General features: G+C 66.3%; 21 protein-coding genes and 3 tRNA genes. 10 read left to right on the top strand and 14 right to left on the bottom strand.

The features are described from left to right. Nucleotides 1-14: 14 nt before the first annotated feature. From CFB34_RS15940 to CFB34_RS15925, 4 genes are all read right to left on the bottom strand, one after another. Nucleotides 15-932 (bottom strand): DUF1571 domain-containing protein, encoded by a 918-nt coding sequence (locus tag CFB34_RS15940; protein ID WP_089439977.1) that lies wholly within the window; start codon nt 930-932, stop codon nt 15-17. Between the two features lie 29 nt (nt 933-961). Next, complete coding sequence (locus CFB34_RS15935; RefSeq protein WP_089439978.1) at nt 962-2,716, bottom strand: AMP-binding protein; 1,755 nt, start codon at nt 2,714-2,716, stop codon at nt 962-964. Nucleotides 2,717-2,872: 156 nt separating this feature from the next. Next, the gene (locus tag CFB34_RS15930) at nt 2,873-3,694 is read right to left on the bottom strand and encodes a TetR/AcrR family transcriptional regulator (protein WP_089439979.1); all 822 of its coding nucleotides are present in this window, start codon (nt 3,692-3,694) and stop codon (nt 2,873-2,875) included. A gap of 215 nt (nt 3,695-3,909) precedes the next feature. Continuing rightward, on the bottom strand, nt 3,910-5,130 hold the full coding sequence (locus CFB34_RS15925) for an MFS transporter (RefSeq protein ID WP_089439980.1): 1,221 nt from the start codon (nt 5,128-5,130) through the stop codon (nt 3,910-3,912). Nucleotides 5,131-5,411: 281 nt separating this feature from the next. Here CFB34_RS15925 and CFB34_RS15920 point away from each other — a divergent pair, with 281 nt between their 5' ends. The 3 genes from CFB34_RS15920 (at nt 5,412) to CFB34_RS15910 (ending at nt 8,454) form a co-directional block, all read left to right on the top strand. Next, nucleotides 5,412-5,954, top strand: a complete 543-nt coding sequence (locus CFB34_RS15920) for a GNAT family N-acetyltransferase (RefSeq protein ID WP_089439981.1) — start codon at nt 5,412-5,414, stop codon at nt 5,952-5,954. Between the two features lie 135 nt (nt 5,955-6,089). Next, on the top strand, nt 6,090-6,716 hold the full coding sequence (locus CFB34_RS15915; protein WP_089439982.1) for a ParB-like protein: 627 nt from the start codon (nt 6,090-6,092) through the stop codon (nt 6,714-6,716). A gap of 7 nt (nt 6,717-6,723) precedes the next feature. Beyond that, entirely contained in the window at nt 6,724-8,454 is a 1,731-nt protein-coding gene (locus CFB34_RS15910) for a SulP family inorganic anion transporter (RefSeq protein ID WP_089439983.1), read from the top strand. A 33-nt stretch (nt 8,455-8,487) separates the two neighbouring features. On the opposite strand, the gene CFB34_RS15905 is transcribed toward CFB34_RS15910, so the two are convergent. From CFB34_RS15905 to CFB34_RS15885, 5 genes are all read right to left on the bottom strand, one after another. Beyond that, nucleotides 8,488-9,423, bottom strand: a complete 936-nt coding sequence (locus tag CFB34_RS15905; RefSeq protein ID WP_089440393.1) for a carbohydrate kinase — start codon at nt 9,421-9,423, stop codon at nt 8,488-8,490. A 131-nt stretch (nt 9,424-9,554) separates the two neighbouring features. Beyond that, complete coding sequence (locus CFB34_RS15900) at nt 9,555-10,499, bottom strand: ABC transporter substrate-binding protein (protein ID WP_089425243.1); 945 nt, start codon at nt 10,497-10,499, stop codon at nt 9,555-9,557. Nucleotides 10,500-10,581: 82 nt separating this feature from the next. After that, complete coding sequence (locus tag CFB34_RS15895; protein WP_089439984.1) at nt 10,582-11,619, bottom strand: ribose ABC transporter permease; 1,038 nt, start codon at nt 11,617-11,619, stop codon at nt 10,582-10,584. A gap of 43 nt (nt 11,620-11,662) precedes the next feature. After that, entirely contained in the window at nt 11,663-13,216 is a 1,554-nt protein-coding gene (locus tag CFB34_RS15890) for a sugar ABC transporter ATP-binding protein (RefSeq protein ID WP_089439985.1), read from the bottom strand. Then, nucleotides 13,203-14,450: an ROK family protein gene (locus tag CFB34_RS15885; RefSeq protein ID WP_089439986.1), complete on the bottom strand. Its 1,248-nt coding sequence runs from the start codon at nt 14,448-14,450 to the stop codon at nt 13,203-13,205. The genes CFB34_RS15890 and CFB34_RS15885 overlap by 14 nt, the downstream gene beginning before the upstream one ends. 358 nt (nt 14,451-14,808) lie before the next feature. On the opposite strand from CFB34_RS15885, the gene CFB34_RS15880 reads away from it, so the two are divergent. After that, complete coding sequence (locus CFB34_RS15880) at nt 14,809-15,312, top strand: Ohr family peroxiredoxin (protein WP_089439987.1); 504 nt, start codon at nt 14,809-14,811, stop codon at nt 15,310-15,312. Nucleotides 15,313-15,376: 64 nt separating this feature from the next. Here CFB34_RS15880 and CFB34_RS15875 read toward each other — a convergent pair. From CFB34_RS15875 to CFB34_RS15860, 4 genes are all read right to left on the bottom strand, one after another. Beyond that, a tRNA-Leu gene (locus CFB34_RS15875) sits at nt 15,377-15,463 on the bottom strand. Between the two features lie 250 nt (nt 15,464-15,713). Continuing rightward, nucleotides 15,714-15,800 (bottom strand) — tRNA-Leu (locus CFB34_RS15870). Nucleotides 15,801-15,910: 110 nt separating this feature from the next. Continuing rightward, nucleotides 15,911-16,900: an aliphatic sulfonate ABC transporter substrate-binding protein gene (locus tag CFB34_RS15865; protein ID WP_071334395.1), complete on the bottom strand. Its 990-nt coding sequence runs from the start codon at nt 16,898-16,900 to the stop codon at nt 15,911-15,913. A gap of 207 nt (nt 16,901-17,107) precedes the next feature. Then, nucleotides 17,108-17,194, bottom strand: a tRNA-Leu gene (locus CFB34_RS15860). 249 nt (nt 17,195-17,443) lie between these two features. On the opposite strand from CFB34_RS15860, the gene rnr reads away from it, so the two are divergent. The 4 genes from rnr to rpiA all read left to right on the top strand — a co-directional run bounded on the left by rnr (nt 17,444) and on the right by rpiA (nt 22,561). Further along, a complete protein-coding gene (rnr, locus tag CFB34_RS15855) occupies nt 17,444-19,912 on the top strand; it encodes a ribonuclease R (RefSeq protein ID WP_089439988.1) in 2,469 nt (822 codons plus the stop codon). A gap of 148 nt (nt 19,913-20,060) precedes the next feature. Continuing rightward, nucleotides 20,061-20,804: a 23S rRNA (guanosine(2251)-2'-O)-methyltransferase RlmB gene (gene rlmB / locus CFB34_RS15850; protein WP_059234599.1), complete on the top strand. Its 744-nt coding sequence runs from the start codon at nt 20,061-20,063 to the stop codon at nt 20,802-20,804. Between the two features lie 97 nt (nt 20,805-20,901). Continuing rightward, nucleotides 20,902-21,774, top strand: coding sequence for an N-acetylmuramoyl-L-alanine amidase (locus CFB34_RS15845; RefSeq protein ID WP_089439989.1), 873 nt, complete (start codon nt 20,902-20,904; stop codon nt 21,772-21,774). A 91-nt stretch (nt 21,775-21,865) separates the two neighbouring features. After that, the gene (gene rpiA / locus CFB34_RS15840) at nt 21,866-22,561 is read left to right on the top strand and encodes a ribose-5-phosphate isomerase RpiA (RefSeq protein ID WP_089439990.1); all 696 of its coding nucleotides are present in this window, start codon (nt 21,866-21,868) and stop codon (nt 22,559-22,561) included. A 117-nt stretch (nt 22,562-22,678) separates the two neighbouring features. Here rpiA and CFB34_RS15835 read toward each other — a convergent pair whose 3' ends face one another. Continuing rightward, nucleotides 22,679-23,899 (bottom strand): ISL3 family transposase, encoded by a 1,221-nt coding sequence (locus tag CFB34_RS15835; RefSeq protein ID WP_089439991.1) that lies wholly within the window; start codon nt 23,897-23,899, stop codon nt 22,679-22,681. Nucleotides 23,900-24,153: 254 nt separating this feature from the next. On the opposite strand from CFB34_RS15835, the gene CFB34_RS15830 reads away from it, so the two are divergent. Then, nucleotides 24,154-24,870 (top strand): FCD domain-containing protein, encoded by a 717-nt coding sequence (locus CFB34_RS15830; protein ID WP_046545537.1) that lies wholly within the window; start codon nt 24,154-24,156, stop codon nt 24,868-24,870. A gap of 100 nt (nt 24,871-24,970) precedes the next feature. After that, on the top strand, nt 24,971-25,957 hold the full coding sequence (locus tag CFB34_RS15825) for a Gfo/Idh/MocA family oxidoreductase (protein WP_089439992.1): 987 nt from the start codon (nt 24,971-24,973) through the stop codon (nt 25,955-25,957). Nucleotides 25,958-26,000 lie beyond the last annotated feature (43 nt).

Below are 26,000 nucleotides of genomic sequence, written 5' to 3'. Positions count from 1 at the left end.
CCCGCCGGCGCGCATCAGAACGCGTAGTCGGGGTTTTTCGGGTCGAATGCGGTGTCGTCGAGCGTCGTCGGGGCGATTTTCTCGATGACGATCCGCTCGAAGATCTTGCCGTCGTTGTCATAGGACTCGACGGTCCGGAAATAGGGTGCGTGCAGGTCGAGCCCGAGGACTTCCTTCTTCGCGTAGAACTGCGGCCGGCCGGTCGGTGTTTCGTAGGTGAGCGCAACGACGCGCACGCCGTTGATGGTTCTGGCTTCCACATCGGTCGGCCGCTGCACGCCGGCTTCCAGGTATTTCTTCCCTTCGGTCAGGTACAGGTTCGTGATGAATTCGGTGCCGAGATCCTTCACCTGGTGATTCGACTGGGCGCGCGCGAGTGTACCGTCGATAGCCGTCCACAGCGGAATCTTGCCGAGCAGGCCGCCGAGGTGGCCGTACATCTCGTCCTTGCGCTGCGTCGTGTCGTAGATGGTTTCCTGCCCGGCGTGCGCGCCGCCCGGCAGCCATTTCGCATAGACGCGCAGCGGCTCGCGGGTGGTCTTCACCAGCATGCGGTCGGGCGTATCGGACCATTTTCCGCTGATGCGTTCCTGGCGCACCATCGTGAACTGGTAGGACGGATAGCCGTTGGGGCCATTCCGGATATAGAGCGGCACGGCGAGCGGATCGAGCGCCTTGAAGAGCGCCGTGAGCGTGGCGTCATCGAGTTGCGCGAGCGTGCCGCGCTGCGCGGCCGTGCGCAGCCAGCGTGCCTGTTGCGCGACCGGCTCGCGGGTGACTTTCGCGAGATCGGGCGGCAGGGCGACCTCCTGCGCCGCGCTCACGGCACTGGCGGCTTCCTGCGCATGCAGGCCAGTCTGGGCGAGCGACAGCATGCACGCGACTGCCATAGCGGCGGCATGCCGCGCGTGGCGCTTCTTTCCTTCGTTCATCGACGGCGTCTCCCGGGGCGATGGTGTGTTCAGCTTTGCTTCGCGGCCTTGATTTTGGCGAGTTCCTCGTCGCGCAACGCACGGCGCAGGATCTTGCCGACGTTCGTCTGCGGCAGCGCGTCGCGGAACTCGACGAATTTCGGCATCTTGTAGCCGGTCAGGTTCTTGCGGCAGTGCGCGAGCACGTCGTCGACCGTCAGCGCCGGGTCGCGGCGCACGACGAACACCTTGATCCGTTCGCCCTGTATCTCGTCAGGAATGCCGATCGCCGCGGCTTCGCTGATGCCCGGATGCATCACCAGCACTTCCTCGATCTCGTTCGGATACACGTTGAAGCCCGACACGAGGATCATGTCCTTCTTGCGGTCGATCAGGCGGATGAAGCCGCGTTCGTCCATCACGCCGATGTCGCCGGTGCCGAGCCAGCCGTCGGCGTCGATCACCTTGGCCGTCTCGTCGGGGCGCTGCCAGTAGCCGCGCATCACCTGCGGGCCACGCACGCACAGCTCGCCCGGTTCGCCGACGGGCGCCCAAGTGCCGTCCTCGCGACGAAAGCGCACGAGGGTGGACGGCGCGGGCAGGCCGATCGAACCGCTGAACGCGGCCATGTCGTTCAGGTCCACGGGGTTCATCGTGACGATCGGCGAGCACTCGGTCAGGCCGTAGCCTTCGACGACCGGCCGGCCCGTCACCTGCTGGAAGCGCTCCGCCACCGCGCGCTGCATCGCCATCCCGCCGGCCATCGCGAGCTTCAGCTTCGAGAAATCGCGCTTGCGGAATTCCTCGTTGTCGAGGAACGCGTTGTACAGCGTGTTGATGCCGGTGATCCCGGTGAACGTCTCGTTGCGGATGATCTTCATCACCATCGTCATGTCGCGCGGGTTCGCGATCAGGATGTTGCGCCCGCCGAGCCCCATGAAGATGAATGCGTTCACCGTCAACGAATAGATGTGATACAGCGGCAGCGGCGTGAGTACGGTTTCGACGTCGCCCGAGACCTGGTCGGCGATCCAGGCCTTCGCCTGCAGCAGGTTCGCGATCAGGTTGCCGTGCGTGAGCATCGCGCCTTTCGCGACGCCGGTCGTGCCGCCCGTGTATTGCAGGAACGCGAGGTCGTCGCGCGTGGTCTGCACCGGTTGCGGCTTGCCGCGCGCCCCGAGCGCCAGCGCCGAGCGCAACCGGATGGCCTGCGGCAGGTGGTAGGCCGGCACGAGCTTCTTCACGTGCTTCAGCACGAAATTGATCAGGCGTCCTTTCGCGTTGAAGCCGTCGGCGAGCAGGTCGCCGAGCGCGGTGACGACGATGTTCTTCACCTGCGTTTCCGGCAGCGCGTCCTGCAGCGTGCGCGCGAAGTTCTCGAACACGACGATCGTCTGCGCGCCGCTGTCCTTCAGCTGATGCGCGAGTTCGCGCACGGTGTAGAGCGGATTGACGTTGACGACGATCGCGCCGGCCTTCAGCGTGCCGAACAGCGCGACCGGGTACTGGAACGTGTTCGGCAGCATGATCGCGACGCGGTCGCCGGGCTTGATGCCGATGCCTTGCAGGTACGACGCGAACGCGTCGACTTTCTGCGCGAGCGTGCGATAGGTCATCGATGCGCCTGCGCTCACGTAGGCGACGCGCTCGGCGAAGCGGCTCGTGCATTCGTCGAAGAACTGCACGAGCGACGCGTATTGCGTGACGTCGATCTCGTGCGGGACGCCGGGCGGGTACGACGCGTACCAGATGCCGTCGGTGTTCGGCGGAACCTGGGCCGCTGCGGTTGCTGCGGAAGATGACATGACGAGTCTCCGGTCTTTGCTCTCGGCGAGGGCGGGCGCTTCGGCGCCGGCCCGTGCCCCGTGCCGCACGGTCGATCGACAGGGCGCTTCGACGCCCCGCACGACCGCGCGTTTCAATCAAATCGTGAACAGGAAGCCGCGCGTGGCCTCGCGCGCTCAGTTCGTGGAATGCAGCGTCGCTGTGTCGACGAGGGGCGCCGCCGACTGCGGCAGCCCGAATGCTTCGCTGGCTCCCGCATCGTCGAGCACGGCCGCGAAGATCGACAACTGCGCGCTGTCGGGCATCGGCGCTTTCAGCGCGGCGACGATCAGCGACGACAGTCGCGCGATCATCTGCACGTCGTTCATCGTGCGGCCTTGCGAGAACTCGTCGATCAGGCTTTCCGTTTCGGCGCCCGCGAGCGCGCCGGACAGCGCGCCGATCGCGAAGTGCAGCCGCCAGCCGAGCTCCGTGCGCGGCAGGTGCGGCAACGCGCGCTGGAACGCGTCGAAGAAGCGGCCCGCGACGCTCGCGTAGTGCGCGGTCAGGAAGTTGCGCACGAACGGCGACGGATCGGTGTACGCACGGCCGATCAGGCGCAGGAAGCCGGGCCCGCCGCGTTCGGGATTGCGCGAGGCCTTCAGCGCCGGAATGAACATCGCGCCGAGCACGTGCTCGCAGGTGATGTGCGTGCCGAGTTGCGCATCGAAGCGGTCGAGGATGCCGAGGCGTTCCTGGTTGAGCTGGTCGAGCCGGCGCGACAGCATCGCGTGGATCAGCGCTTCCTTGCTGCCGAAGTGGTAGTTGACCGCGGCGAGATTGACCGCCGCGCGCGAGGTGATCTGGCGCATCGACATCGCCTCGAAGCCATGCTCGATGAACAGGTCCTCGGCCGCATCGAGGATGCGCGCCTTCGTCCCGCCGGTCTGCCGCGTGCCGGATGACCGTGCCCCGGACGGCCGTCCCGCGGATGGCCGCCCCTCCTGACTTACTGCCATGTCCCGCCTCCCATGCCGGTCGCCCGGCCGCGAACTGGTGATTTGTTTGTCTGATTCAAACAGCCGTTTTTATTAAGATAAAAAATCGCGCACGGAGCGGGCAAGCGGGGAATCTGGACAAATTCCTCTAGTTCGATGTGCGAATGCGGAAAGTATCGAGCGTGCCCTCGACGGGACGGGGCACGCGTGATGATGCGGTGCGGCAATGCGCGGGATCAGCCGACCGTGCTACGCGTATTGACCGATTGCGTCATGTCGATGCCGCGCCGCTCGCGGCTGAACAGGATCAGCACGGCGATCACGACGGCGACGATGCCGGCCACGAGCGCGAGCGCGAAGCCGTAATTGTTGTTGTTCGACACGGCGAGCGACGCCTGCATCGTCGCGTTGCCCGACGCGAGCAGGTTGCCGAGCTGGTAGACGACGCCGGGGAAGGTCGCGCGGATCTCGTCGGGCGAGATCTCGTTCAGGTGAACCGGGATCACCCCCCACGCACCCTGCACCGAGATCTGCATCAGGAACGCCCCCGCGGCGAGGGCAACCGGGCCGCTCGAGAACGCCCACAGCGGCAGCACGGGCAGGGCGATCAACGCGGCGATGAAGATGGCGCGACGCCGGCCGGTCCGTTCCGAGATCGCGCCGAACGACAGGCCGCCGACGATGGCGCCGATGTTCAGCACGATCGTGATCCACGACACGGTATGCGGATCGAAGTGATGCTGTTCGCGCAGGAACGTCGGATACAGATCCTGCGTGCCGTGCGAGAAGAAGTTGAACGCGGTCATCAGCACGATCGCGTAGATCGTGAGCTTCCAGTTCTGCTTCAACGTGGAGCCAAGGCTCGGGCGCGGGCGCTTTTCCATCTGCTTCCATGCCGGCGATTCGGGTACGTGTGCACGCACGTACAGCACGAGCAGCGCGGGCAGCACGCCCACCATGAACATGCCGCGCCAGCCGATGTACTGGTAGAACAGGCCGAACACGACGGACGCGAGCAGGTAGCCGCTCGGATAGCCGGCCTGCAGCAGCCCTGAAACGAAGCCGCGCGCATGGGTCGGCACGGTTTCCATCGTCAGAGCCGAGCCGACTCCCCATTCGCCGCCCATCGCGATGCCGAACAACGCGCGCAGCACGAGCAGCGCGGTCAGGCTCGGTGCGAAACCCGAAGCGAGTTCGAGCAGCGAGTAGCATGCGATGTTGACCATCAGCGTCGGGCGGCGGCCGAAGCGATCGGCGAGCCGGCCGAAGATCAGGGCGCCGAGCGGGCGCATCGCGAGCGTCAGGGTGAGCGCGAACGCGACGGCGGGAATCGTCGACCCGAATTCGGCGGCGATGTCCTTCAGCACGAACACCATCAGGAAGAAATCGAACGCATCGAGTGTCCAGCCGAGGTAGGCGGCGATCGTGACGTTGCGTTGTTCGCGGGTCCAGCTCATGTCCGAGGTCTCCTCGTTGGCTTGCGCGCTCACGTTGTGGATGCGGATGCCGGCCCGGCTTGCGCGCGGTGCGGGGGCATGGATCGAGTGTAGGCGGCGGCGCCCGACGATGTGGGGCGCGATAACGTCGAATCGGGAATAATCCCTAGGAAATGAACTGTTTCGGAAATGGCAATGCCGTCGCACGAAACCGGCGACAGGCATCTGTATCATTCTGGAAGGCTGTTTGTATCTGTTTTGTAATGCGCCCGATGCACATCGTCACCGAATCAGGAGTCCCGATGACCGAACGTTCCGCCGCCACGCTGCCCGTGCTCGAGACGGCGCGGCTGTGGCTGCGTCCGCGTGTGCTGGCCGATCTCGACGCATGCCTCGCGATGGATCGCGATCCCGAGGTCACGCGCCATATCGCGGGCCCGTGGCACGATCCCGTCGAGCATCGGCGTTTCGTCACGCACCGGATCACGTGCGACTATCCGCCGGGCCTCGGCTACTGGTCGATCTTCGAGAAGGCCGCGCCCGATGCGTTCATCGGCTGGATCCTGCTGATTCCCGACTATGCGGATGGCGCGCGCGACGTCGAGATCGGCTGGCGGCTGGTGCGTGCGACCTGGGGGCGCGGCATCGCGAGCGAAGCCGCGGCAGCCGTCGTGCGCCACGCGTTCGACACCGTGCGCCTGCCGCGCGTGATCGCCGATATCGCCCAGGCCAACAGCGGCTCGCTGAATGTTGCGCGCAAGCTCGGGATGCGTCGCGTGAGCGTCGTGCACGATGGCATTCCTTACATTCGGCATCGTCTCGAGCGCAACGATCTGCGCGCGTAGCGCGGCGCCGTGCGCGGGCGGGCGTCGCGCGGTTGTCAGAGATCGTCAACCGGACGCGTATCGAGGTCATGACGTATTAACGGCTCGCGCGATCAGGAGTATCGTTGCCGGAATTTCGCAACATGGGGTACGACCATGGCTCTCGGCAACGATGTTCACCTGATTCCCGTCAAGCTTGAAGAACTGCGTCCCACGCAGATGACGGTCGGCTATCGCGAAGTCAAGGCGAAGCGCAAGCACTGGAAGGCGCTCAGCAAGCGCGCGCGCAAGGCCGCGATCGAATCGCACTGGTTCCCGGCGGTGCTCGGCCCGGACGGGCTGCACTACATCACCGACCACCACCACCTCGGCCTCGCGCTGATCGAGGAAGGTGAGGCACGCGTGAACGCGATGCTGCTGAAGGATCTGTCATGGCTCGACGAGACGATCTTCTGGCGGATGATGGAACACAACCAGTGGGTGCATCCGTTCGGCGCGGACGGCACGCGTCGCGACTACGCGAATCTGCCGAAGGCGCTGACCGGGCTCGTTGACGATCCGTACCGCAGCCTCGCCGGCGAGCTGCGCACGGCGGGCGGCTATGCGAAGGATGCGACGCCGTTCAGCGAATTCCTGTGGGCCGACTACCTGCGCCAGCACGTGTCGCTCGACCAGATCCGCAAGAACTTCGCGAAGGCGCTCGACATCGCTCTGCATCGCGCGCACGAGCAGGATGCACGCTATCTGCCCGGCTGGTCGGGCGTCATTGCCGTCAAGCCCTGACCGCCTCATGACGAGCGCCCCGATCCGCCCCGATGCCGGCCCGCAGCATGCCGACCATTTCGCCGCGCTCGACGCGGCCGCGCCGCCGCCTACGCGACGCATCGGCCTCGATGCGCTGGCCGGCCTGTCGATCGCGGGGCTGCTGATCCCCGAGGCGGTGGCGTACGCGGGGCTGGCGAACCTGCCGCCGCAGGCCGGTCTCATCGCGTTGCTGTCGGGGCTCGTCGTCTATGCGCTCACCGGCAGCAGCCGCTTCGCGATCGTGTCGTCGACGTCGTCGTCGGCCGCCGTGCTCGCGGCCACCGTGCTCGCGGAGTCGGGGATGGCGCTCGCCGCGCAACTCGCGCTCGCGGCGGCACTCGTCGCGATGACGGGCGTGCTGTTCATCCTGGCCGGTGCCGCGCGGCTCGGCGGCATGTCGGATTTCGTCGCGCGGCCGGTGTTGCGCGGCTTCACGTTCGGCCTCGCGCTGACGATCGTCATCAAGCAGTTGCCGAAGATCCTCGCGATTTCCGTGCAGCACAGCGATGCGCCGCATGTCGCGCTCGACCTGATCACCGGCGTGCCGCACGCGAATCTCGCGAGCGTCGTGCTCGGCGCCATTGCGCTGGCGTTGCTGTTCACGCTCGGGCGCAGCTCGCGCGTGCCCGCGACGCTCGTCGTGATCGTGCTGTCGATCGCGGCCGGCTATGCGATCGACTGGCAGCGATACGGGATCGCGATCGTCGGCCATATCGATTTCAAGCATATCGAGTTCGGCCTGCCGACTCTCGACCGCAACGCGTGGATGCAGACCATCGAGCTTGCGTTCGCGCTGATGCTGATCCTGTACGCGGAATCGTACGGATCGATCCGCAACTTCGCGCTGAAGCATGGCGACAACGTGTCGCCGAACCGCGACCTCGTCGCGCTCGGCTGCGCGAACCTCGTGTCGGGCCTGCTGCACGGCATGCCGGTCGGCGCCGGCTATTCGGCGACCTCGGCGAACGAAGCGGCCGGCGCGCAGTCGCGCTTTGCCGGCCTGTGGGCGGCGGGCGTGGTCGCGCTGATCGTCTGGCTGCTGCTGCCGCAGCTCGCGCGCACGCCGGAGCCCGTGCTCGCGGCGATCGTGATCTTCGCGGTCAGCCACTCGCTGCATCCGTCGGTATTCCGGCCTTACTGGGCCTGGCATCGCGACCGCCTGGTCGTGATCGCCGCGCTGCTTGCGGTGCTCGTGCTCGGCGTGCTGCACGGGCTGCTCGCGGCCATCGGCGTGAGCCTGCTGCTGACGCTGCGCAAGCTGTCCGAACCGAACGTCAGCGTGCTCGGCAGGCTGCGCGACAGTCACGATTTCGTCGACGTGGCGAGCCATGCCGACGCGAAGCCGGTGCCGGGCGTGCTGATCGTGCGGCCCGAGGCGCAACTGTTCTTCGCGAATGCGGACCGGATGCTGAACCGCGTGCGTGCGTTGATGAAGGCCGCGCCGGACGCGCATACCGTGATGCTGAGCCTCGAGGAAACGCCGGATGTCGACAGCACGACGATCGAATCGTTGCGCACGTTCGCGGCCGAATGCACGGCGCGCGGGTTGCGGCTCGCGATCGTGCGGCTCAAGGTGCACGCGCTGCATGCGTTGCGTCGCGCGGCCGACGACACGCTGCACGACGATGCGATGTCCGAACTGAGCGTCGACGAGAGCCTGCAACTGCTGCAGGCCCGGATGCCGCCGGACGGCAGCGACGGCACGACCGCCGCGTGACGGGGCGGCGCGGGGGCGCCGCGCCGGTGAGTGCTATGGCGACACCACGGCGTCGGCGGAGCGATCGATCATGTCGGTCACTTCGGCCGCCGTCGGCGCATAAGCGCCTGCATGCGCACAGGCGACGGCCGCGCACGCGGCTGCGTAGCGCAGATGTTCGGCGGCGGATGCGTCGGGACGCGCGAGCTGGCTCGCAAGCCAGCCGCCGATGCTCGCATCGCCGCAACCGACGGTGTCGGCCACGTCGGTCGGGAACGCGGGCTGGAACAGCACGAGGTCGCGATGCAGGAGCTGCATGCCGGATGCGCCGCGCGTGACGAGCATCGCGGCGTCCGGCGCCCACGTGCGCAGCTGCGCGAGCGCGGCGGCTTCGTCGAGTTCGGGAAACAGCCCGCGCAGATCCTCGTCGGATACCTTGATCCAGTCGGCGAGCCCGGCCAGCCGGCGCAGCGTGTCGCGATACGACGGCGCGGCCATCGGTGCGCGGAAGTTCGGGTCGAACGAGATCCGCTTGCCGGCCGCCTGCGCCGCTTGCGCCACATCGATCAGGCGCGACGCGAGCGGCTCGCGCACGACGCCGAGCGAACCGACGTGCACGATCTCGGCCGCGTCGAGTGCGCCGGCGGGCAGGTCCGCCGGATCGAACGCGAGATCGGCGCTGTTCTCGCCGATGAAGAAGTAGTGGGGCGGCTGCTTCGACACGACCATCGCGAGCAGCGGCGCGCGATCGACCTGCCGGATGAAGCGCAGGTCGAGCCCCGCCTCGGCGCTCTTGCGCATCAGCTCGTCACCGAAGGTGTCGCGGCTGACCGTGCCGGCGAAGGCCGTCGGCACGCCAAGTCGCGCACCGACGCGCGCGACGTTCCAGCATGAGCCGCCGGCGACGCTGTGCCAGTGCTGGTCGTCGTCGCGGATGAAATCGGTCAATGCTTCGCCGAATACGATCAGGCGGGGAAACGTCGTCGTCATGTCGAAACCTTGTGCGGCGGCGTTGCACGCAGCCATGCAGCGGTTGATCTGAAAGGACGGGCAGTGCGGGTCGTCGCACGTCGCGGCGCGGCCCGGCACCGCCCGGTTGCTCGGGCGGACAGGTGGCGCGATCAGCGCGGGGTGCTCCAGCCCTTGTAGCTCTTCACGTTGTCGCGCGTGATGAGTGTCGGCTCGATCAGGATCATCGGGTTGGCCGGCTTCTGGCCGTTCATGATGCCGTAGCCGACGTTGACGGCCTGCTGCGCCATCGCCCAAGGGTCCTGGCTCGACGACGCCTGCACGAGCGTATTCGACTTGAGCGCGACCTCGATATCGGGCGCGCCGTCGACCGACGTGATCACGATGTTCGGGCGGTTCAGCTGCTTCGCCGCGAGATCGCTGCCGATCGCCTGCGGGTCGTTGATCGTGAACACCGCGTCGAGCTTCGGAAAGCGCGTCAGGTAGCCTTGCATCGCGTTCATCCCGCCTTCACGCGAGCCCTTGCCGTCCTGGTCGCTCGATAGCACCTTGATGCCGGCGCTTTTCGCGAGCACGGTCTTGCAGCCGTTGACGCGATCGATCACGGCCGACACCTGCGGGCCGTTCTCGATGATCACGTTGCCCTTGCCGTTGAGTTTCTTCGCGATGTAGTCGCATGCCAGCTCGCCGGCCTTCACGTTGTTGGTCTGCACGGTCGCGTTCGCGCCGGCGGCCGCGACGTCGACCGCGACGACCGTGATGCCGGCCGCCTGCGCCTTCTTCACCGCCGGCTCGATCGCCTTCGGATCGGTCGCGTTGAGCAGGATCATGTCGACGTGCGCGGAGATGAAGTTGTCGATCTGCGTGAACTGCTTGTTCAGGTCGTAGTCGGCCGACACGGCCGTGACCTTCGCATTCGGGTTGATCTGCCTGGCGCGCGCCTCGGCGCCCTTGACGATCGTGACGAAGTACGGGTTGCCGAGCGACCCGACCGTGACGCCGATCGATTTGAGCGGCTTGTCGGCCGCGTGCGCGGCGGAAGCGCCGAACGCGAGTGCGCAGGCGACGGCGGTCAGGGCGGCTTTGTGCTTGAACATGTCGTGGTGTCTCCGTGAAGTGGCTTGGCGGGCGGGCGCAGGGATCGGCCTGCGCCGCCAGGTTGAATGGACGGGCAGGGGCTCAGGTGCGGGCCGAATCGCGCTGGCGGTAGCGGTCGAGCGCGACGGCGCCGATGATCACGAGCCCCTTGATGATGTACTGCCAGATGTCGGACACGCCGAGCAGCACGAGCCCGTTGGTCAGCACCGCGATGATCAGCGCACCGATCAGCGTGCCGACGATCGAGCCGACGCCGCCGACGAAGCTCGTGCCGCCGAGGATCACCGCGGCGATCGCGTCGAGTTCGTACGACTGGCCGAGCTGCAGGCCGTTGGCCGCGTAGAGCCGCGCGGCCGACATCACCGCACCGAGGCCGGCGAGCAGCCCCGACGCCGCGTACACGAACAGCTGGATCGCCCGCACGTTGATGCCCGACAGGCGGGCGGCTTCCGGATTGCCGCCGACCGAATAGATGCGCATCCCGAGCACCGTGCGGCGCAGGATGAACCACGAGATCGCGATCACCGCGCACGCGATCACGACGAGCCACGGCACGCCGAGGATCGTGCCGTTGCCGATGAACGCGAACGGCAACTGCGGATTGAACACGGTCGTGTCGTTGCCGATCAGGCGCGCGACGCCGCGCACGGCGGTCATCGCGCCGAGCGTGACGATGAACGGCGGCAGGCGCAGGAACGAGATCAGGCCGCCGTTGATCGCGCCGAACACGAGGCCGACGACGAGCGCGAACGGCACGCCGAGCCAGCCCCAGCCGGGGATGGTCGACGCGAGGAGTGCCGCGACGGCCGCGGCGGCGAGCACCGAGCCGACCGACAGGTCGATGCCGCCCGTCAGGATCACGAAGGTCATGCCGGCGGCCAGCACGATGTTGATCGACGCCTGCTGCGTGACGATCGACAGGTTCTGCAGCGTGAAGAAGCCGTCGGTCAGAAAGCCGAAGCCGATGCACAGAACCAGCAGCACCGGCAGCATGCCGGCCGTGCGGATCAGCGACTGCATGCGGGCGCGTTGATCGGCGCCGCGCAACAGCGGCGTGCGGGTGGCCACCGGCTGGGCCGTCGCGGAAGCGAGGTTCCGCTGCTTGGTCGGGTTGATCATTTCGGTAACCTGGATGTAAGAAGGAAATGAAAAGGGGCGAGCCTCAGTGCGCGTCGGCGAGCTCGGCTTGCGAGCCGGTGGCGAGCGCGATGATGGCTTCCTGCGTGATGGGCGTAGGCGTGTAGCCGCCGAGTTCGCCGGCGATCTCGCCTTCGCGCATCACGAGCACGCGGTCGGCGACACCGATGATCTCCGGCAGTTCGCTCGAGATCACGATCACGCCCACGCCGGCCCGGGCCAGTTCGTTGATGATCCGGTAGATCTCGGATTTCGCGCCGATGTCGACGCCGCGGGTCGGTTCGTCGAGGATCAGCACGCGCGGCTTCGTCTCGAGCAGGCGCGACAGCAACACTTTCTGCTGGTTGCCGCCGGACAGCGCGCCGACGTTGACGTTCGCGTTCGGCACGCGGATCGACAGCGACGCAATGGCGTCCTGCGCGCGCTCGGCACCGCGCGCGAGATCGAGTGCACCGAGCCGCGCGTCGCGGTTGCAGACCGAGATGTTGATGTTGTCGCGCACGCTCATGTCAAGGAACAGGCCCTGGCGCTTGCGGTCTTCGGTCAGGTAGACGAGGCCCGCGTCGATCGCGTCGCGCGGCGAGTGCGCGCCGAACGTGCGTTCGCCCACCTTCACGTCGCCGCGCACGCGCGGTTCGGCGCCGAAGATCAGCCGCGCGAGTTCGGTGCGGCCTGCGCCGACCAGCCCCGCGATGCCGAGTACTTCACCGGCGTGCAGGTCGAGACTGCAGCCGCGCACGCGTGCGCCGTCGGCGATGTCGCGGACCGACAGCAGCAGGTGGCCGGGGTCGTACGGTGCGTGTTCCTTCTTGTAGAAACCGGAGATGTCGCGGCCGACCATCATTGCGACGAGGCGCTCGGCCGACAGCGACGCGCGTTCGAGCGTGCCGACGTACGCGCCGTCGCGCAACACCGACACGCGGTCGGACAGCTCGTAGATCTCCGCCATCCGGTGGCTGATGTAGATGATCGCGAGACCTTCCTCGCGCAACTGGCGGATCAGGCGGAACAGGTGCTCGGTTTCGCGCGACGACAGCGGCGTGGTCGGCTCGTCCATCACGAGGATACGCGCCCGGGTGTGCACGGCGCGTGCGATCTCGACGAGCTGCTGCTCCGCGATCGACAGCGTGTCGACGAGCGTGTCGGGCCCGAACGATGCGCCCAGGCGCGTGAGCACGTCCTCGCAGCCGCGCGCCATCGCCGCGCGGTCGATCGTGCCCCAGCGCCGGTTGCCGCGCCGCAGTTCGCGGCCGATGTAGATATTTTCCGCGACGGTGAGGTTCGGCGACAGGCACAGTTCCTGGTAGATCACCGCGACGCCAGCATCGCGCGCGGCGAGCGGGCCGTCGATGTCGATGCGGGCGCCGTCGATCAGGATCTCGCCGCCGGCGTCCGCGCGGTATGCGCCCGACAGGATCTTCATCAGCGTCGATTTGCCCGCGCCGTTTTCGCCCATCAGCGAATGGATCTCGCCGGGATAGACGGTCAGGCTGACGTTGTCGAGCGCGCGCACGGCCGGGAACGTCTTGCTGATCCCGCGCATCTCGAGCAACGGACGGGGCGACTCAGATCGCGACATGGTTGACCTCCTGCGAGTCGATGCGGGCGCCCTTGAGGATGCCGGCCCGCGGGGAGAAGTTGAAGAACATCGGCAGCGTGGCCGCGCCGATCGCACCGGCGTCGGCGCCGAACGTGCCGCGTACGAGCACCGGCGTGCCGCGCGCTTCGGGCGCGGTGGCCACGAGCGCGGCGCGCAGACGCGTCGTGACCGCGTCGAGCAGCCCCGCGTCGGTATCGGCGTCGAGCACGACCACCGGCGCGTCGACCACGCACAGCACCGCGCGCAATGCCGGCGCCAGCGCGTCGACGCAATCGTCGATCCATTCGTCGACGGCGGGCAGGCCGCGGGCGATGCACGCTTCGAGATCGGCCCGGTTGTCGACCGTTTCGCCGTGATGGCGCAGATGGCGCACCAGCGCATGCAGCGACGCGCGCGCGAGCAGGATGTCCCACGGGCCGCGTGGCGGCGGCGCGGAAGCCAGCCGGCTCGGCGGCACGGGAATCACGGCGATGTCGCCCGCGTTGCCGGTCACGCCGCGCAGGCAATCGCCGTCGATCGCGATGCCGCCGCCGATGGCCGGCCCGATGAACAGGTAGACGAAGTCGTCGCATTGCCGGCCGTATCCGTAGAACAGCTCGGCGATCGCGGCTGCGTTGCCGTCGTTTTCGCCGAACACCGGAAGCGACAACGTGCGACCGAGGTCGGCCGCGAAATCGACGTCTTCCCACGCGCGGAACGTGTCGGGTGCGAGGCCGAGTTCGCGCATCCACGCGCCGAGGTTGTAGGGCTGGGCGACGCCGATACCGGTCAGGCGGGCGCGCTCGTGGTCGGGGAGCAGCGCCTGCATCGCGTCGATGTCGTGGCGGACGATCTCGAGCACGTCGGCGGGCGGCGGCAGCAGCGTGTCGTGCGAGCGGCGGCCGAGCACGTCGCCGGCGAAGTTGACGAGCGCCGTTTCGATGCGCATGCGGTCGAGATGGACGCCGATGCCGAACGCGCCGCGCGGGTCGAGGCGGATCAGCGAGGCCGGCTGGCCGCGCTGGCCTTCGGTGCGGCCGGCGAATTCGATCAGTTTCGCATCGGCGAGCGACGCGATGATGCTGCCGACTGCCGTTCCCGTCATGCTCGCGAGGCGGGCGAGGTCGGCCTTCGACGCGCTGCCTGCGCGGCGCAGCGTCTTCAGCAGCAGGCGCTCGTTGTAACGGCGCACGTTGGCCGAGTTGCTTCCCTGGCCGAAGTGCGGGCTTCTCATGGCGTCTCCTTCCATGGTGCGCTGTCGGGCAGCGCATTAAATAAATCACGTTGATTTATTTAACCGCGCGCACGCCGGCGTGTCAGCCTAGGGAAATCCCGGTTGAGGGTGACGAGGACTTGGTGTCGCCAGGAGAATTGGGGGCGAATCGCGAACACGCTGAAATCGGGAAATTTGGAATTCGTCTGATGGACCGGGATGCGCATACGCGTCACGATTGCCCGCGGGATTGCACGTGTCGGCGTAGCCCGCACGAGGTGAAGCCCGACGGTGCTCTTTCGCACGGCACGGAATCGCTCATTGGACATCCGGCATGGCGCAATCGGCATGGCGCCGTGTCTTCTTTCGGGAGAAATGTATGCAACGCACGACGCGGCCTTCGGTGTCGCTGCTCGACCCATATACCGGCAGCGAGCCGCTGCCGCTTTACACGACGACCGTGGCCGTCACCGGCGGCGAATCGGCGCACGGCCGATCGTCAGGGCATGCGCGCTCGGCAACCGGCGAACTTGATCTGCCGTTGCGTTTGCCGGTGGAACTGGGTGGCGCGGGTGGTGGAACGAATCCGGAGCAGTTGTTTGCCGCCGGGTTCGCGGCGTGTTTTCACGGTGCGCTGACGCTGGTTGCGATGAGGCGCCGGGTTCGCTTGCCGACGGACCTGGCGATCTCGGCGAGCGCGACGTTTCAGCGCGATCCGTCGGATGGCCTGTTTGCGCTCGAACTGGAGGTCGAGGTCCGCATGCCGGGTGTCGATCTCGATGACGTGCGCATATTGGTCGCGGAAACCGAAGCGGTATGTCCGTACGCGAAGATGGCAAGAGATGGCATTCGGCACTCGGTGCGCGTGATGGGAGCAGGGTGAGTTGCGCTTCCGGAACCGGAAATGAAAAAAGGCCGGCTAGAAGCCGACCTTTTTATAAAACAGATGGTGCCCAGGAGAGGACTCGAACCTCCACGATGTTGCCACCGCTAGGACCTGAACCTAGTGCGTCTACCAATTCCGCCACCTGGGCACGTTTTGCAGTGAGCTGCTTGCTGCAAAGAAGGAAAATTATAGCGCGTCTTTCGGGGCTGTCAACACTATTTGAGGTCGCGAACGAAAATAATTGGTCTGGCGTGTTCGTTCGGGTGGGGCGGGCAGAGCGCACGAACTCTCGTTGCAGTGAACGTGACTCATTGATATCGGTGTACGCGCTTGCGTATCGATTCCGGCGCCGGAAATGAAAAAAGGCCGGCTAGAAGCCGACCTTTTTATAAAACAGATGGTGCCCAGGAGAGGACTCGAACCTCCACGATGTTGCCACCGCTAGGACCTGAACCTAGTGCGTCTACCAATTCCGCCACCTGGGCACGTTTCGCTTGCTGCAGTGCGAAGACCGCTATTCTAGCGTGTCGGCGGAGTCTGTCAACACAATTTCATCCGAAGTGATAAAAATATTCGCCCCTCGCGTGGCAGGCCCTCACGCGCCGACCGGCTCCGCGCGCCTTGCCGTGAAATTCCAGCGCTGAGCCTGTCCCGTATCGACGCGAGCGGGCAGCAGTCCGGCCGCGAGGAAGGTGTCGGCGATCTTCTGTTGTTCGCCGAAGTTTTGCGCGACCACGGCGCGGACGAGATAGCTGCGTCGCGCATTCGCGCGTGCGATCGTTGCCGCGTCGAGTCCCCAGATGGGCGCGAGCGTGTTCGCGGCTTCCTGCGGGTGGTCGCGCAGCCACGTGCCGGCTTGAGACAACTGGTCGAACAGGATCTGAACGACGTCGGGTCGCGCGACGGCGAAGCTGCTCGAGGCGAGGTAGTAGCGCTGGTACGACGCGAGTCCGTCGCCGTCGGCCAGAATTCGCACGTCGGGATTCCGGTCGACCGATGCGACATAGGGATCCCATGTGATCCATGTGTCCACGCTGCCGCGCTCGAATGCAGCACGGCCGTCCGCCGGCGTCAGGTAATGGATCGCCACATCGGCGGGCGTGAGCTTCGCGCGTGCGAGTGCGGCAAGCAGCAGGTAGTGGCTGCCAGCCGCCTTCGTGACCGCGATGCGCTTGCCTTTGAGGTCGGCGAGCGTGCGCAGCGCGCTGTCCTGCTTCACGACGATCGCCTGCGCTTTCGGCGAAGGAGCTTCCTGCGCGACGTACACGAAACGCGCATGTGCGGCCTGCGCGAAGACCGGAACCGTGTCGGCCACGTCGGCGCTGAAATCGACGGCACCCACGTTGAGCGCTTCGGTCAGAGGCAATCCGCTCGCGAATTCATGCCACGACACGCGCAGGCCGAGCGGTGTCAGCGCCTGCTCGAGCGTGCCGCGCGTCTTCAGCAGCGTGATGAGCGTCGACGACTTCTGGTAACCGATGCGCAGCGTGGCTGGCGCGTTCTCCGCGTGTGCCCGTACGCCCGCGACAGAGAGGCCTGCGGCCAGTATCGCGCGCGCGAACGCGCGGCGGTTCATCGACGTCATGAGTGGTGCTCCTCGTTGGATGCGTTGAAAGCAAGGCGGCTAACGTAGCAACGGGGAGGGCGATTGATAAACGATTAATTCTGCTATCGATCGGAATGGCCGACATAAGGGGGAATGGCCGACATAAGGGCCGACGGCCGGCGCCGCGATGCGCGGCGCTGAAAATGAAAAAAGGCCGGCTAAAAGCCGACCTTTTTATAAAACAGATGGTGCCCAGGAGAGGACTCGAACCTCCACGATGTTGCCACCGCTAGGACCTGAACCTAGTGCGTCTACCAATTCCGCCACCTGGGCACGTTTTGCAGTAGCTGCTTGCTGCAAAGAAGGGAAATTATAGCGCCCCAATTATTCGTGTCAACACTTTTTTACGATGCATCGCAAACCGGGCTCCGCCGCGCCTGCCGGCGGCATTCCGGTCTTTTGGTGACACAGGCGGGTGATAGAATGACCCGCCGCCGTCAATATAGAACTGTCTGACGGACACCTCTATGTTGATGCCGTGCACCATCAATCAACGCAACGAGAACAACCATCGACAAACCCTTGAGCAAATATCCGTACCCCATTCCGAGCCGTGAAGAAATTCTCGGCGTGCTGCGTACGAGCGACGCGCCGCTGGCCGCCAACGACATCGCGGAAGCACTGTCGATCAAGCGTCAGGAGCGCGAGGGGTTCTTCCGGCGTGTCGCCGCGATGGAACGCGACGGCCAGATCCGCCTCGACAAGCGCGGCCATTACCAGTTGACCCATCCGTCGAACTTCGTCGCCGGGCGCGTGCAGGGGCATCGCGACGGCTACGGGTTCGTGATCCGTGACGACGGCCAGGACGACCTGTTCTTGCCGAACGGCGAAATGCAGAAGGTGATGCACAACGATCGCGTGCTCGCGCGGATCGTCGGCTACGATCGCCGCGGCCGCCCGGAAGGGCACGTCGTCGAAGTCACCGAGCGCGCGAACAAGCGCGTGATCGGCCGCCTGCTCAACGAGAACGGCGCGCTGATCGTCGCACCGGAAGACAAGCGCATCGGCCACGACATCCTGATCACGCAGAACGTGAAGAAGGCGAAGGTCGGGCAGGTCGTCGTCGTCGAGCTGACCGATTTCCCGAGCCGCCATTCGCAGCCGCTCGGCCGTGTCGTCGAGGTGCTCGGCGACATCGACGATCCGGGCATGGAAATCGAAATCGCGGTGCGCAAGTACGGCGTGCCGCACGAGTTCAGCCAGCCGGCGCTCGACGAAGCCGCCGCGCTGCCGGACAAGGTGCGCCCGACCGACCTGCGTTTCCGCGTCGACCTGCGCGACGTGCCGCTCGTGACGATCGACGGCGAGGACGCCCGCGACTTCGACGACGCCGTCTACTGCGAGCCGGTCAAGGTCGGCCGCGGCGACGGCTACCGGCTGATCGTCGCGATCGCCGACGTGTCGCACTACGTACAGCCGGGCAGCGGGCTCGATGCCGACGCGCTCGAGCGCAGCACGTCGGTCTACTTCCCGCGCCGCGTAATTCCGATGCTGCCGGAGAAGCTGTCGAACGGCCTGTGCTCGCTGAATCCGCAGGTCGACCGCTGCGTGCTCGCGTGCGACATGGTGATCACCGCGCGCGGCGAGATCAAGGCGTACCAGTTCTATCCGGCCGTCATCCATTCGGCGGCGCGCCTGACGTACACCGAAGTCGCCGCCGTGCTGTCGAACACGAAGGGGCCGGAGGCCGCGCGCCGCGCGGATCTTCTGCCGCACCTGCAGGACCTGTACGGCGTCTACAAGTCGCTGTTCGCCGCTCGGCAGAAGCGTGGTGCGATCGACTTCGACACGACCGAGACCTACATCGTCTGCAACTCGCAGGGCAAGATCGAGCAGATCGTGCCGCGCCAGCGTAACGATGCGCACAAGCTGATCGAGGAATGCATGCTGGCCGCGAACGTCTGCGCGGCCGATTTCCTGAAGCGCAACAAGCATCCGGGCCTGTACCGCGTGCACGCGGGGCCGACGCCGGAGAAGCTCGAGAACCTGCGTGCGTTCCTGCGCGGCATGGGCCTGTCGCTCGGCGGCGGCGACAAGCCGCATGCGAGCGACTACGCGGCGCTGATGGCGCAGATCCGCGACCGGCCCGATGCGCAGATGCTGCAGCCGATGCTGCTGCGCTCGATGCAGCAGGCCGTCTACAGCCCGGACAACATCGGTCACTTCGGCCTGGCCTACGAGGCGTACGCGCACTTCACGAGCCCGATCCGCCGTTATCCGGACTTGCTCACGCACCGCGCGATCTACGCGATCCTGTCGGGCAAGAAATACGTGCCGAAGGCGCCGGAAGGCTTCGAGCTGAACACCGCGCTGTCGCCGCGCGCCCGCGCGATGCAGCAGGCCGACGACGAATCGCGCGGCCGCTCGCGTTCGAACACGGCGATCTGGGAAGAGCTCGGCCTGCACTGCTCGGCGAACGAGCGCCGCGCGGATGAAGCATCGCGCGACGTCGAGGCCTGGCTCAAGTGCTACTTCATGCGCGACAAGCTCGGCGAGGAGTACGGCGGGATGGTGAACGGCGTCACGTCGTTCGGCATCTTCGTGCAGCTCGACACGCTGTTCATCGAAGGGCTTGTGCACGTCACGGAACTCGGCTCCGACTACTTCCAGTACGACGAGATCAAGAACGAGCTGCGCGGTGAACGCACGGGCATCCGCTATCGCCTGTCGGATCGCGTGCGCGTGCAGGTGAGCCGCGTCGATCTCGATGCACGCAAGATCGACTTCCGCCTCGTGCGCGATACGCCGGTGAAGGCGCCGCGTCCGTCGCCCGCGCCGGCGTCCGCTGGCGGCGGTGTCGACCGCGGCAATGGCCCGCGCGTACGCACGCTGCCGCAGGTGGAGGATCCCGTGCCGCGCCGCAAGAAGGCCGCGAGTGCGCCGAGCGTCGCGGTGAAGGAAGCGCGCGCCGCGCGCAAGAAGGGTAGCAGCGGTGGCGGTGCGGCGGCGAAGCCGGCCGCGAAGAAGACGCGCGCCCGCAAGAAGTATTGAGCGTTCGGGGCGGCGCCCGCGCCCGCCCTGCAGTATCGAGAGACGCCGCGTGACCGGTCATCAACCGGCAACGCGGCGCTTTCCTTTTCCATGGATCGCGGCTGCGCGCGTCGCGCGGCCGCACGTTTGATCGAAGGTTGTTCCAGTCATGTCACGTCTGAAGGTTCTTTACGGTTTTCATGCGGTGACCGCACGTTTGCGGCACGATGCATCGACGGTTGCGGAGGTGCTGTACGACCAGACGCGCCGCGACCGCCGCATGCAGGACTTCCTGCACACCGCGAAGGAAGCGGGCGTGCGGCTGATCGCGGCCGACGAAACGCGCCTGTGGGGCCTCGCGCATACCGAGCGTCACCAGGGTGTCGTCGCGCGTGTCGAGGACGTCCCGCTCGCGCAGAACCTGTCCGAGCTGCTCGACGGCATCCAGGGCCCGGCGCTGCTGCTGGTGCTCGACGGTGTCACCGATCCGCACAACCTCGGCGCGTGCCTGCGTGTTGCCGATTCGGCCGGCGCGCACGCAGTGATCGCGCCGCGCGACCGTGCGGTCGGCCTGAACGCCACCGCGGCCAAGGTAGCGAGCGGTGCGGCGGATACGGTGCCGTACATCACGGTGACGAACCTTGCCCGTGCGCTGCGCGAGCTGAAGGAGGCCGGCGTGTGGATCATCGGCACGTCGGACGAGGCATCGGCGACGCTCTACGAAACGAAGCTCGACGGCCCCGTCGCGCTCGTGATGGGCGCGGAAGGCGAAGGCATGCGCCGGCTGACGCGCGACACCTGCGACGAGGTGATGAGCATTCCAATGGCCGGCAGCGTGGAAAGCCTGAACGTGTCGGTTGCCAGCGGCGTATGCCTGTACGAAGCCGTGCGCCAGCGGCGCGTGAAGGGCTGACGCAGCCCGCCCCGCGCGCCCTGCGCGGGCCTCGAATGACCCGAACGACGCGTGCCGCGATCCGATGCGGCACGCGGCTCTCCGGAGCTCGCGACCGATGACCCTGTTTCGCGCTGGCGCATCCTGCGCCGTGCTGTGCCTGCTGGCTGCCTGCACGTCGCCGTCGCTCGTCGAACGTGGTACCTACTACGCCGACACGAGCCTGCACGCGCGCGGCGCCGATTCGCGGATCCGCTTTCTCGTGATGCATTACACCGAAAGCGACGAGGCGAAATCGCTGCGCACGCTGACGGGCGATTCGGTCAGCGTGCATTACGTCATCCCGCCGCAGCCGCGCATCGAGCGCGGGATGCCGGTCGTCTACCAGCTCGTTCCGGAATCGGAGCGCGCCTGGCACGCGGGCGTCAGCGAGTGGCAGGGCACGACCGAGCTGAATGCGGTGTCGATCGGTATCGAGAACGTGAACCGCGGGCCGCTCGATCCGCAAAACCGCACCTGGCAACCCTATCCGCCCGAACAGGTCGCGGCGCTGACTCGGCTGTCGAAGGACATCGTCGCGCGCTACGGGATTCCGCCGACGCGTGTGGTCGGGCACAGCGACATCGCGCCGCAACGCAAGATCGATCCGGGGCCGTTGTTTCCGTGGCATGCGCTGGCCGAGGCCGGCGTCGGTGCGTGGCCGGACGAGGCGACCGTGGCCGCGCGGCTCGGCGGTCGCGATCCGCATGCGCCGGTCGACGTGCGCGAACTGCAGCTCAAGCTCGCGCGCTACGGTTACGACGTGGCCACCGATGGCGTGCTCGACGCACGCACGCACCGCGTGTTCGCCGCGTTCCAGATGCATTTCAGGCCGTCCGACTATGCAGGCAACCCGGACGCCGAAACCGACGCGATCGCGCAGGCGTTGCTCGACAAGTACTTTCCCGGCACGCAACCGGCGGACAATGCGCCCGCGGCGGGCGCGCCCTGAATCCGTCGCGCCCGGCACGCCGAAAAACCCGGGCCGTCATCCGAGTCCGGTAAACTGGCGGTTTTCCGCAATCCCGCAGCATTACCACTCCATGACTCAAGACGAACTCAAACGCCTCGTCGGCCAGGCCGCCGCTGATTACGTGATCCAGAACGTGCCGGAAGGCGCCGTGATCGGCGTCGGCACCGGCTCGACCGCCAACTGCTTCATCGACGCGCTCGCCGTTGTCAAGGCGCGCTATCGCGGCGCCGTGTCGAGCTCCGTCGCCACGACCGAACGCCTGAAGTCGCACGGCATCAACGTGTTCGACCTGAACGAGGTCGACTCGCTGCAGGTGTACGTCGACGGCGCCGACGAGATCGACGCGAGCGGCGCGATGATCAAGGGCGGCGGCGGCGCGCTGACGCGCGAGAAGATCGTCGCATCGGTGGCCGATACGTTCGTCTGCATCGCGGACGCCAGCAAGCGCGTGCCGGTGCTCGGTGCGTTCCCGCTGCCGATCGAAGTCGTGCCGATGGCGCGCACGGCGATCGGCCGGCGCGTGACCGCGCTCGGCGGCGTGCCGGTGCTGCGCGTGACGAAGGACGGCGCGCCGTACATCACCGACAACGGCAACGAGATCATCGACGTGAAGGGCCTGCAGATCGCCGATCCGCGCGGTTTCGAAGCGCAGGTGAACGCATGGCCGGGCGTCGTGACGGTCGGCCTGTTCGCCGAGCGCGGCGCGAACCTGTGCTTGCTCGGCACGGAAAACGGCGTTGAAACGATCGTTTATTCGGCTAATTGAAAGATATGACAAGCAGTCCGTAATGATGTGTCGCGTGTCGTAATGGACTGAATGTTTAAATCTTGTGGAAATCGGGGCCCGGTAGGCGCAATGCGCTTCCCGGGCCTTATTTTTGGTTCATCGCGGATTACCGGGGAACGCGGCGCGGATCTTGAGGAAGAAGTATTCCTCGTCGCGATACCCGTAGGCCCGACGTTTGATGACCTTGATGGTGTTGTTGATGCCTTCGACGACGCTGGTATTGAGCGGATGGCGGCAGCGGGCGAGGATTCCGTGCCAGTAACCCTGTAGGCGCTGCGCGAACAGTTGCAGCGCGGCAATCCCGCTTTGCCGGGCCTGCTCGATCCAGTGTTCCCAGGCCTTTTCCGCCCAGGCAGGCTTTCGGTAGAACCAGAGCCGTTTGAGTTCGTCGCGTAGCACGTAGACGCACAACAAGGGCTGATTCGCTGCCAGCAGTTCCTTCAGATGCACGGACTGCTCGGGCTTCAGGTTGTGGCGGTTGCGCAGCAGCAGCCAGCGACTGGATTTCAATACCTTGCGGGCCGGCCGGTCATGGCGTAACTGATTGGCCTGATCCACACGTACCCGATCGATCACCTCGCGCCCGTACTTGGCCACGACGTGGAACAGGTCGTAGACCACCTCGGCCTGCGGACACTGCGCCTTGATTTCCAACTCGTAGGCCGTGGTCATGTCGATCGCGACTGCTTCGATGCGCTCGGCGACACCCTCAGGAAGCTGCTCGAAGAAGGCGCGGGCCGTCTCGCGTGAGCGTCCCGATCCAATCCAGAGCACCTGCCGGCCGATCGGATCGACCACCACCGTGGCATACCTATGGCCTTTATGGAGTGCAAACTCGTCCATCGCCAGATAGCGGATCGTCGACCAGTCCGGCTCAGCCACACGCGCTTGCAAGCGCATCTTGTCGATCGATTTGACCGTGTGCCAGCCCAGATCGTAGAAAGCCGCCACTGCCTGTACGCTGGCCGCTTGCAGCAGTTTCTCGCAGGCCTTGGCAAATCGCTCCGTCACTCGCTGGTAACGGCCCAGCCACACCAGCTTCTCCAGTCGCGGACCGCCGCAGCGTTCGCACCAGACCCGGCGGCGGGGGACGTGCAGCACCACCCGGTACTCGAACAACGGCAGATCGCGCACGCGGCGAACCGTCGTCTCGTGGATTTGATGGCACCGTGCACCGCATTGCTCGCAGTACATCACCTTGCTGACCGGCTTCAAATGCAGCGACAGCGTACAGCCTTCTCCTTCCGGCCATTCCACCCGCTCTAACCGATAGCCCGTCCAGCTGCCCAGTGCCTGAAGTGCCTTGCGATCGAGCAATTGCTCCTCCTGACGTCCTTAAAGTCAGGCGTCAGGTTACGCAATCCCCCTCAAACGCTCCACGGTTTCCCGCGATGAACCTTATTTTTAGCCGTATAAATCACCCGGTCAAAAAGAGGGATAACCCTGTCAGGTGTTTACCAGATAGCGAAATATCCTCGAACTCATCAACTTATAGATCATAAGAACAGTCGTAACCAGGGCCGGCGGAACTGCGGAGCAGGTGTTCGCAAATCGACGCACGGGGAGGTGTCATGGAGCAGGGCAAAGACCGGTCACTGGTCGCGAAAGTGATGGATGGGCTTGTCTCGGGAATCGTCGAGGACAAGTACGGCGGCATCTTGCCGCCGCAGGACGTGCTGTCGAAAGAGTTCGATGTGAGTCGCACCGTGATGCGGGAAGCGCTATCGATGTTGCTTGCACGCGACATGCTCGACGTGCGTCCGAAAGTCGGCACGCGCGTGCGGCCGATGCGCGACTGGCGGATGATCGACGAAGACGTGGTGAGCTGGCGATTCCGGGCGAAACCCGATCCGCAGTTCATGCGCGACGTCATCGAATTCCGGATGCTGATCGAACCGCGCGCGACCGCGCAGGCGGCGGTACGTGCGACGGCTGCCGACATCGCAGGCATCCGCGAAGCGTTCGATGCGTTCAAGGTGCTGCAGCCGGGCGACCCCGGCTACGACACGGCGGACGAGTTGCTGCATACGCGGATCGTGCAGGCGAGCGGCAACCAGTTCTTCCAGCAGATGGCGGCGATCGTGCGCGGTGCGGTGCGTCTCGTGAATCCGCGTGTCGTGCAAAAGGAAGGTGCGCACGACATCGTCGTGAAGGCGCATGCACGGGTGGTCGACGCGATCGAGCGGCGCGACCCGCGCGAAGCCGAAGCCGCTTCGCTCGCGCTGATCGATTTCAGCGCCGACGAGATCTCGCGCGATTTCTCCGTCGACGTGCCCATGCGCGCCTGACGCTGCGCGAGTCGCTCATCCGTGTGCCGCGGGCCGTTTATCATGACGGCCGGCCGGCAGCGTGCCGGCCATCGTCATACGACCGACACGGAAGATCAGGATGAACGACAACGACCAACGCACGGTGCGCTTCGGCATCGTTGGCGCAGGCAGCATCGCGCGCCGTTTCGCGCAAAGCCTCGCGCACGTGCCGGGCGCCACGCTCGCCGGTGCCTGGGCCCGCCGCGCCGATGCCGCGGCAGACTTTTGCGAAGCGTACGGCGGTACGCCTGCTACAAGCCTCGACGCACTTCTCGCGAGCGATATCGACGCGGTCTACATCGCGACGCTCCATGACAGTCACGCGCAGTACACGCTGGCCGCGCTGGCTGCCGGCAAGGCCGTGCTGTGCGAAAAGCCCGCGACGCTGAACGCGGCGCAGCTCGACACCGTGCTGCGTGCGGCACGCGACGCCGGGCGGCTTTTCATGGAGGCGATGAAGCCGCCGTTCTTCCCGCTGTACCGTCAGTTACGTGCGCATCTGCACGACGATCCGATCGGCGAGATCCGGCTCGTGCGGGCAGGATGCGCGTCGTCATCGGTGCCGGACGACCATGCCGTCTATCATCTCGATCGCGCGGGCGGCGCGCTGCTCGATATCGGGATCTACGAGGCGTTTCTCGCGGTCGACTGGCTCGGCGCCGCGCGCGACGTGCAGACGCTCGGCCGCGTCGGGGCAACGGGTGTCGACCTGTTCGCAAGCCTGAACAGCGTGCATGCGAACGGCGGGATCGCGCAGCTCTTTTGCGGGCTCGACGTGATGGGGCGCGGCGACGCGCTGATCGCCGCGGCCGGCGGCCACGTGACGATTCACGAGAAATGGTGGAACCCCGCGCGTGCGACGATTCGCTATGCGGACGGGCGCACCGTCGAACTCGACGCACCGGTCGACGGCGGCGGGCTGAACTACGAGACCGCGCATTTCTGCGACCTGCTGCGCGCGGGCAAGACCGAAAGCCCGATCATGACGCATGATCACTCGCGGCAGATGATCGCGATGACCGACGCCGCGCGCGCGGCGCTCGGCGTGCGTTATTCGGGCGAGTAAGCGGGAGCCGGGCACGCGCGAGCGGCCCGGCGCGCGGCGTGCG

It is taken from the genome of Burkholderia sp. HI4860, from assembly GCF_002223045.2.
GTDB lineage: Bacteria > Pseudomonadota > Gammaproteobacteria > Burkholderiales > Burkholderiaceae > Burkholderia.
This window is presented reverse-complemented; position numbering and strand designations above follow the sequence as displayed.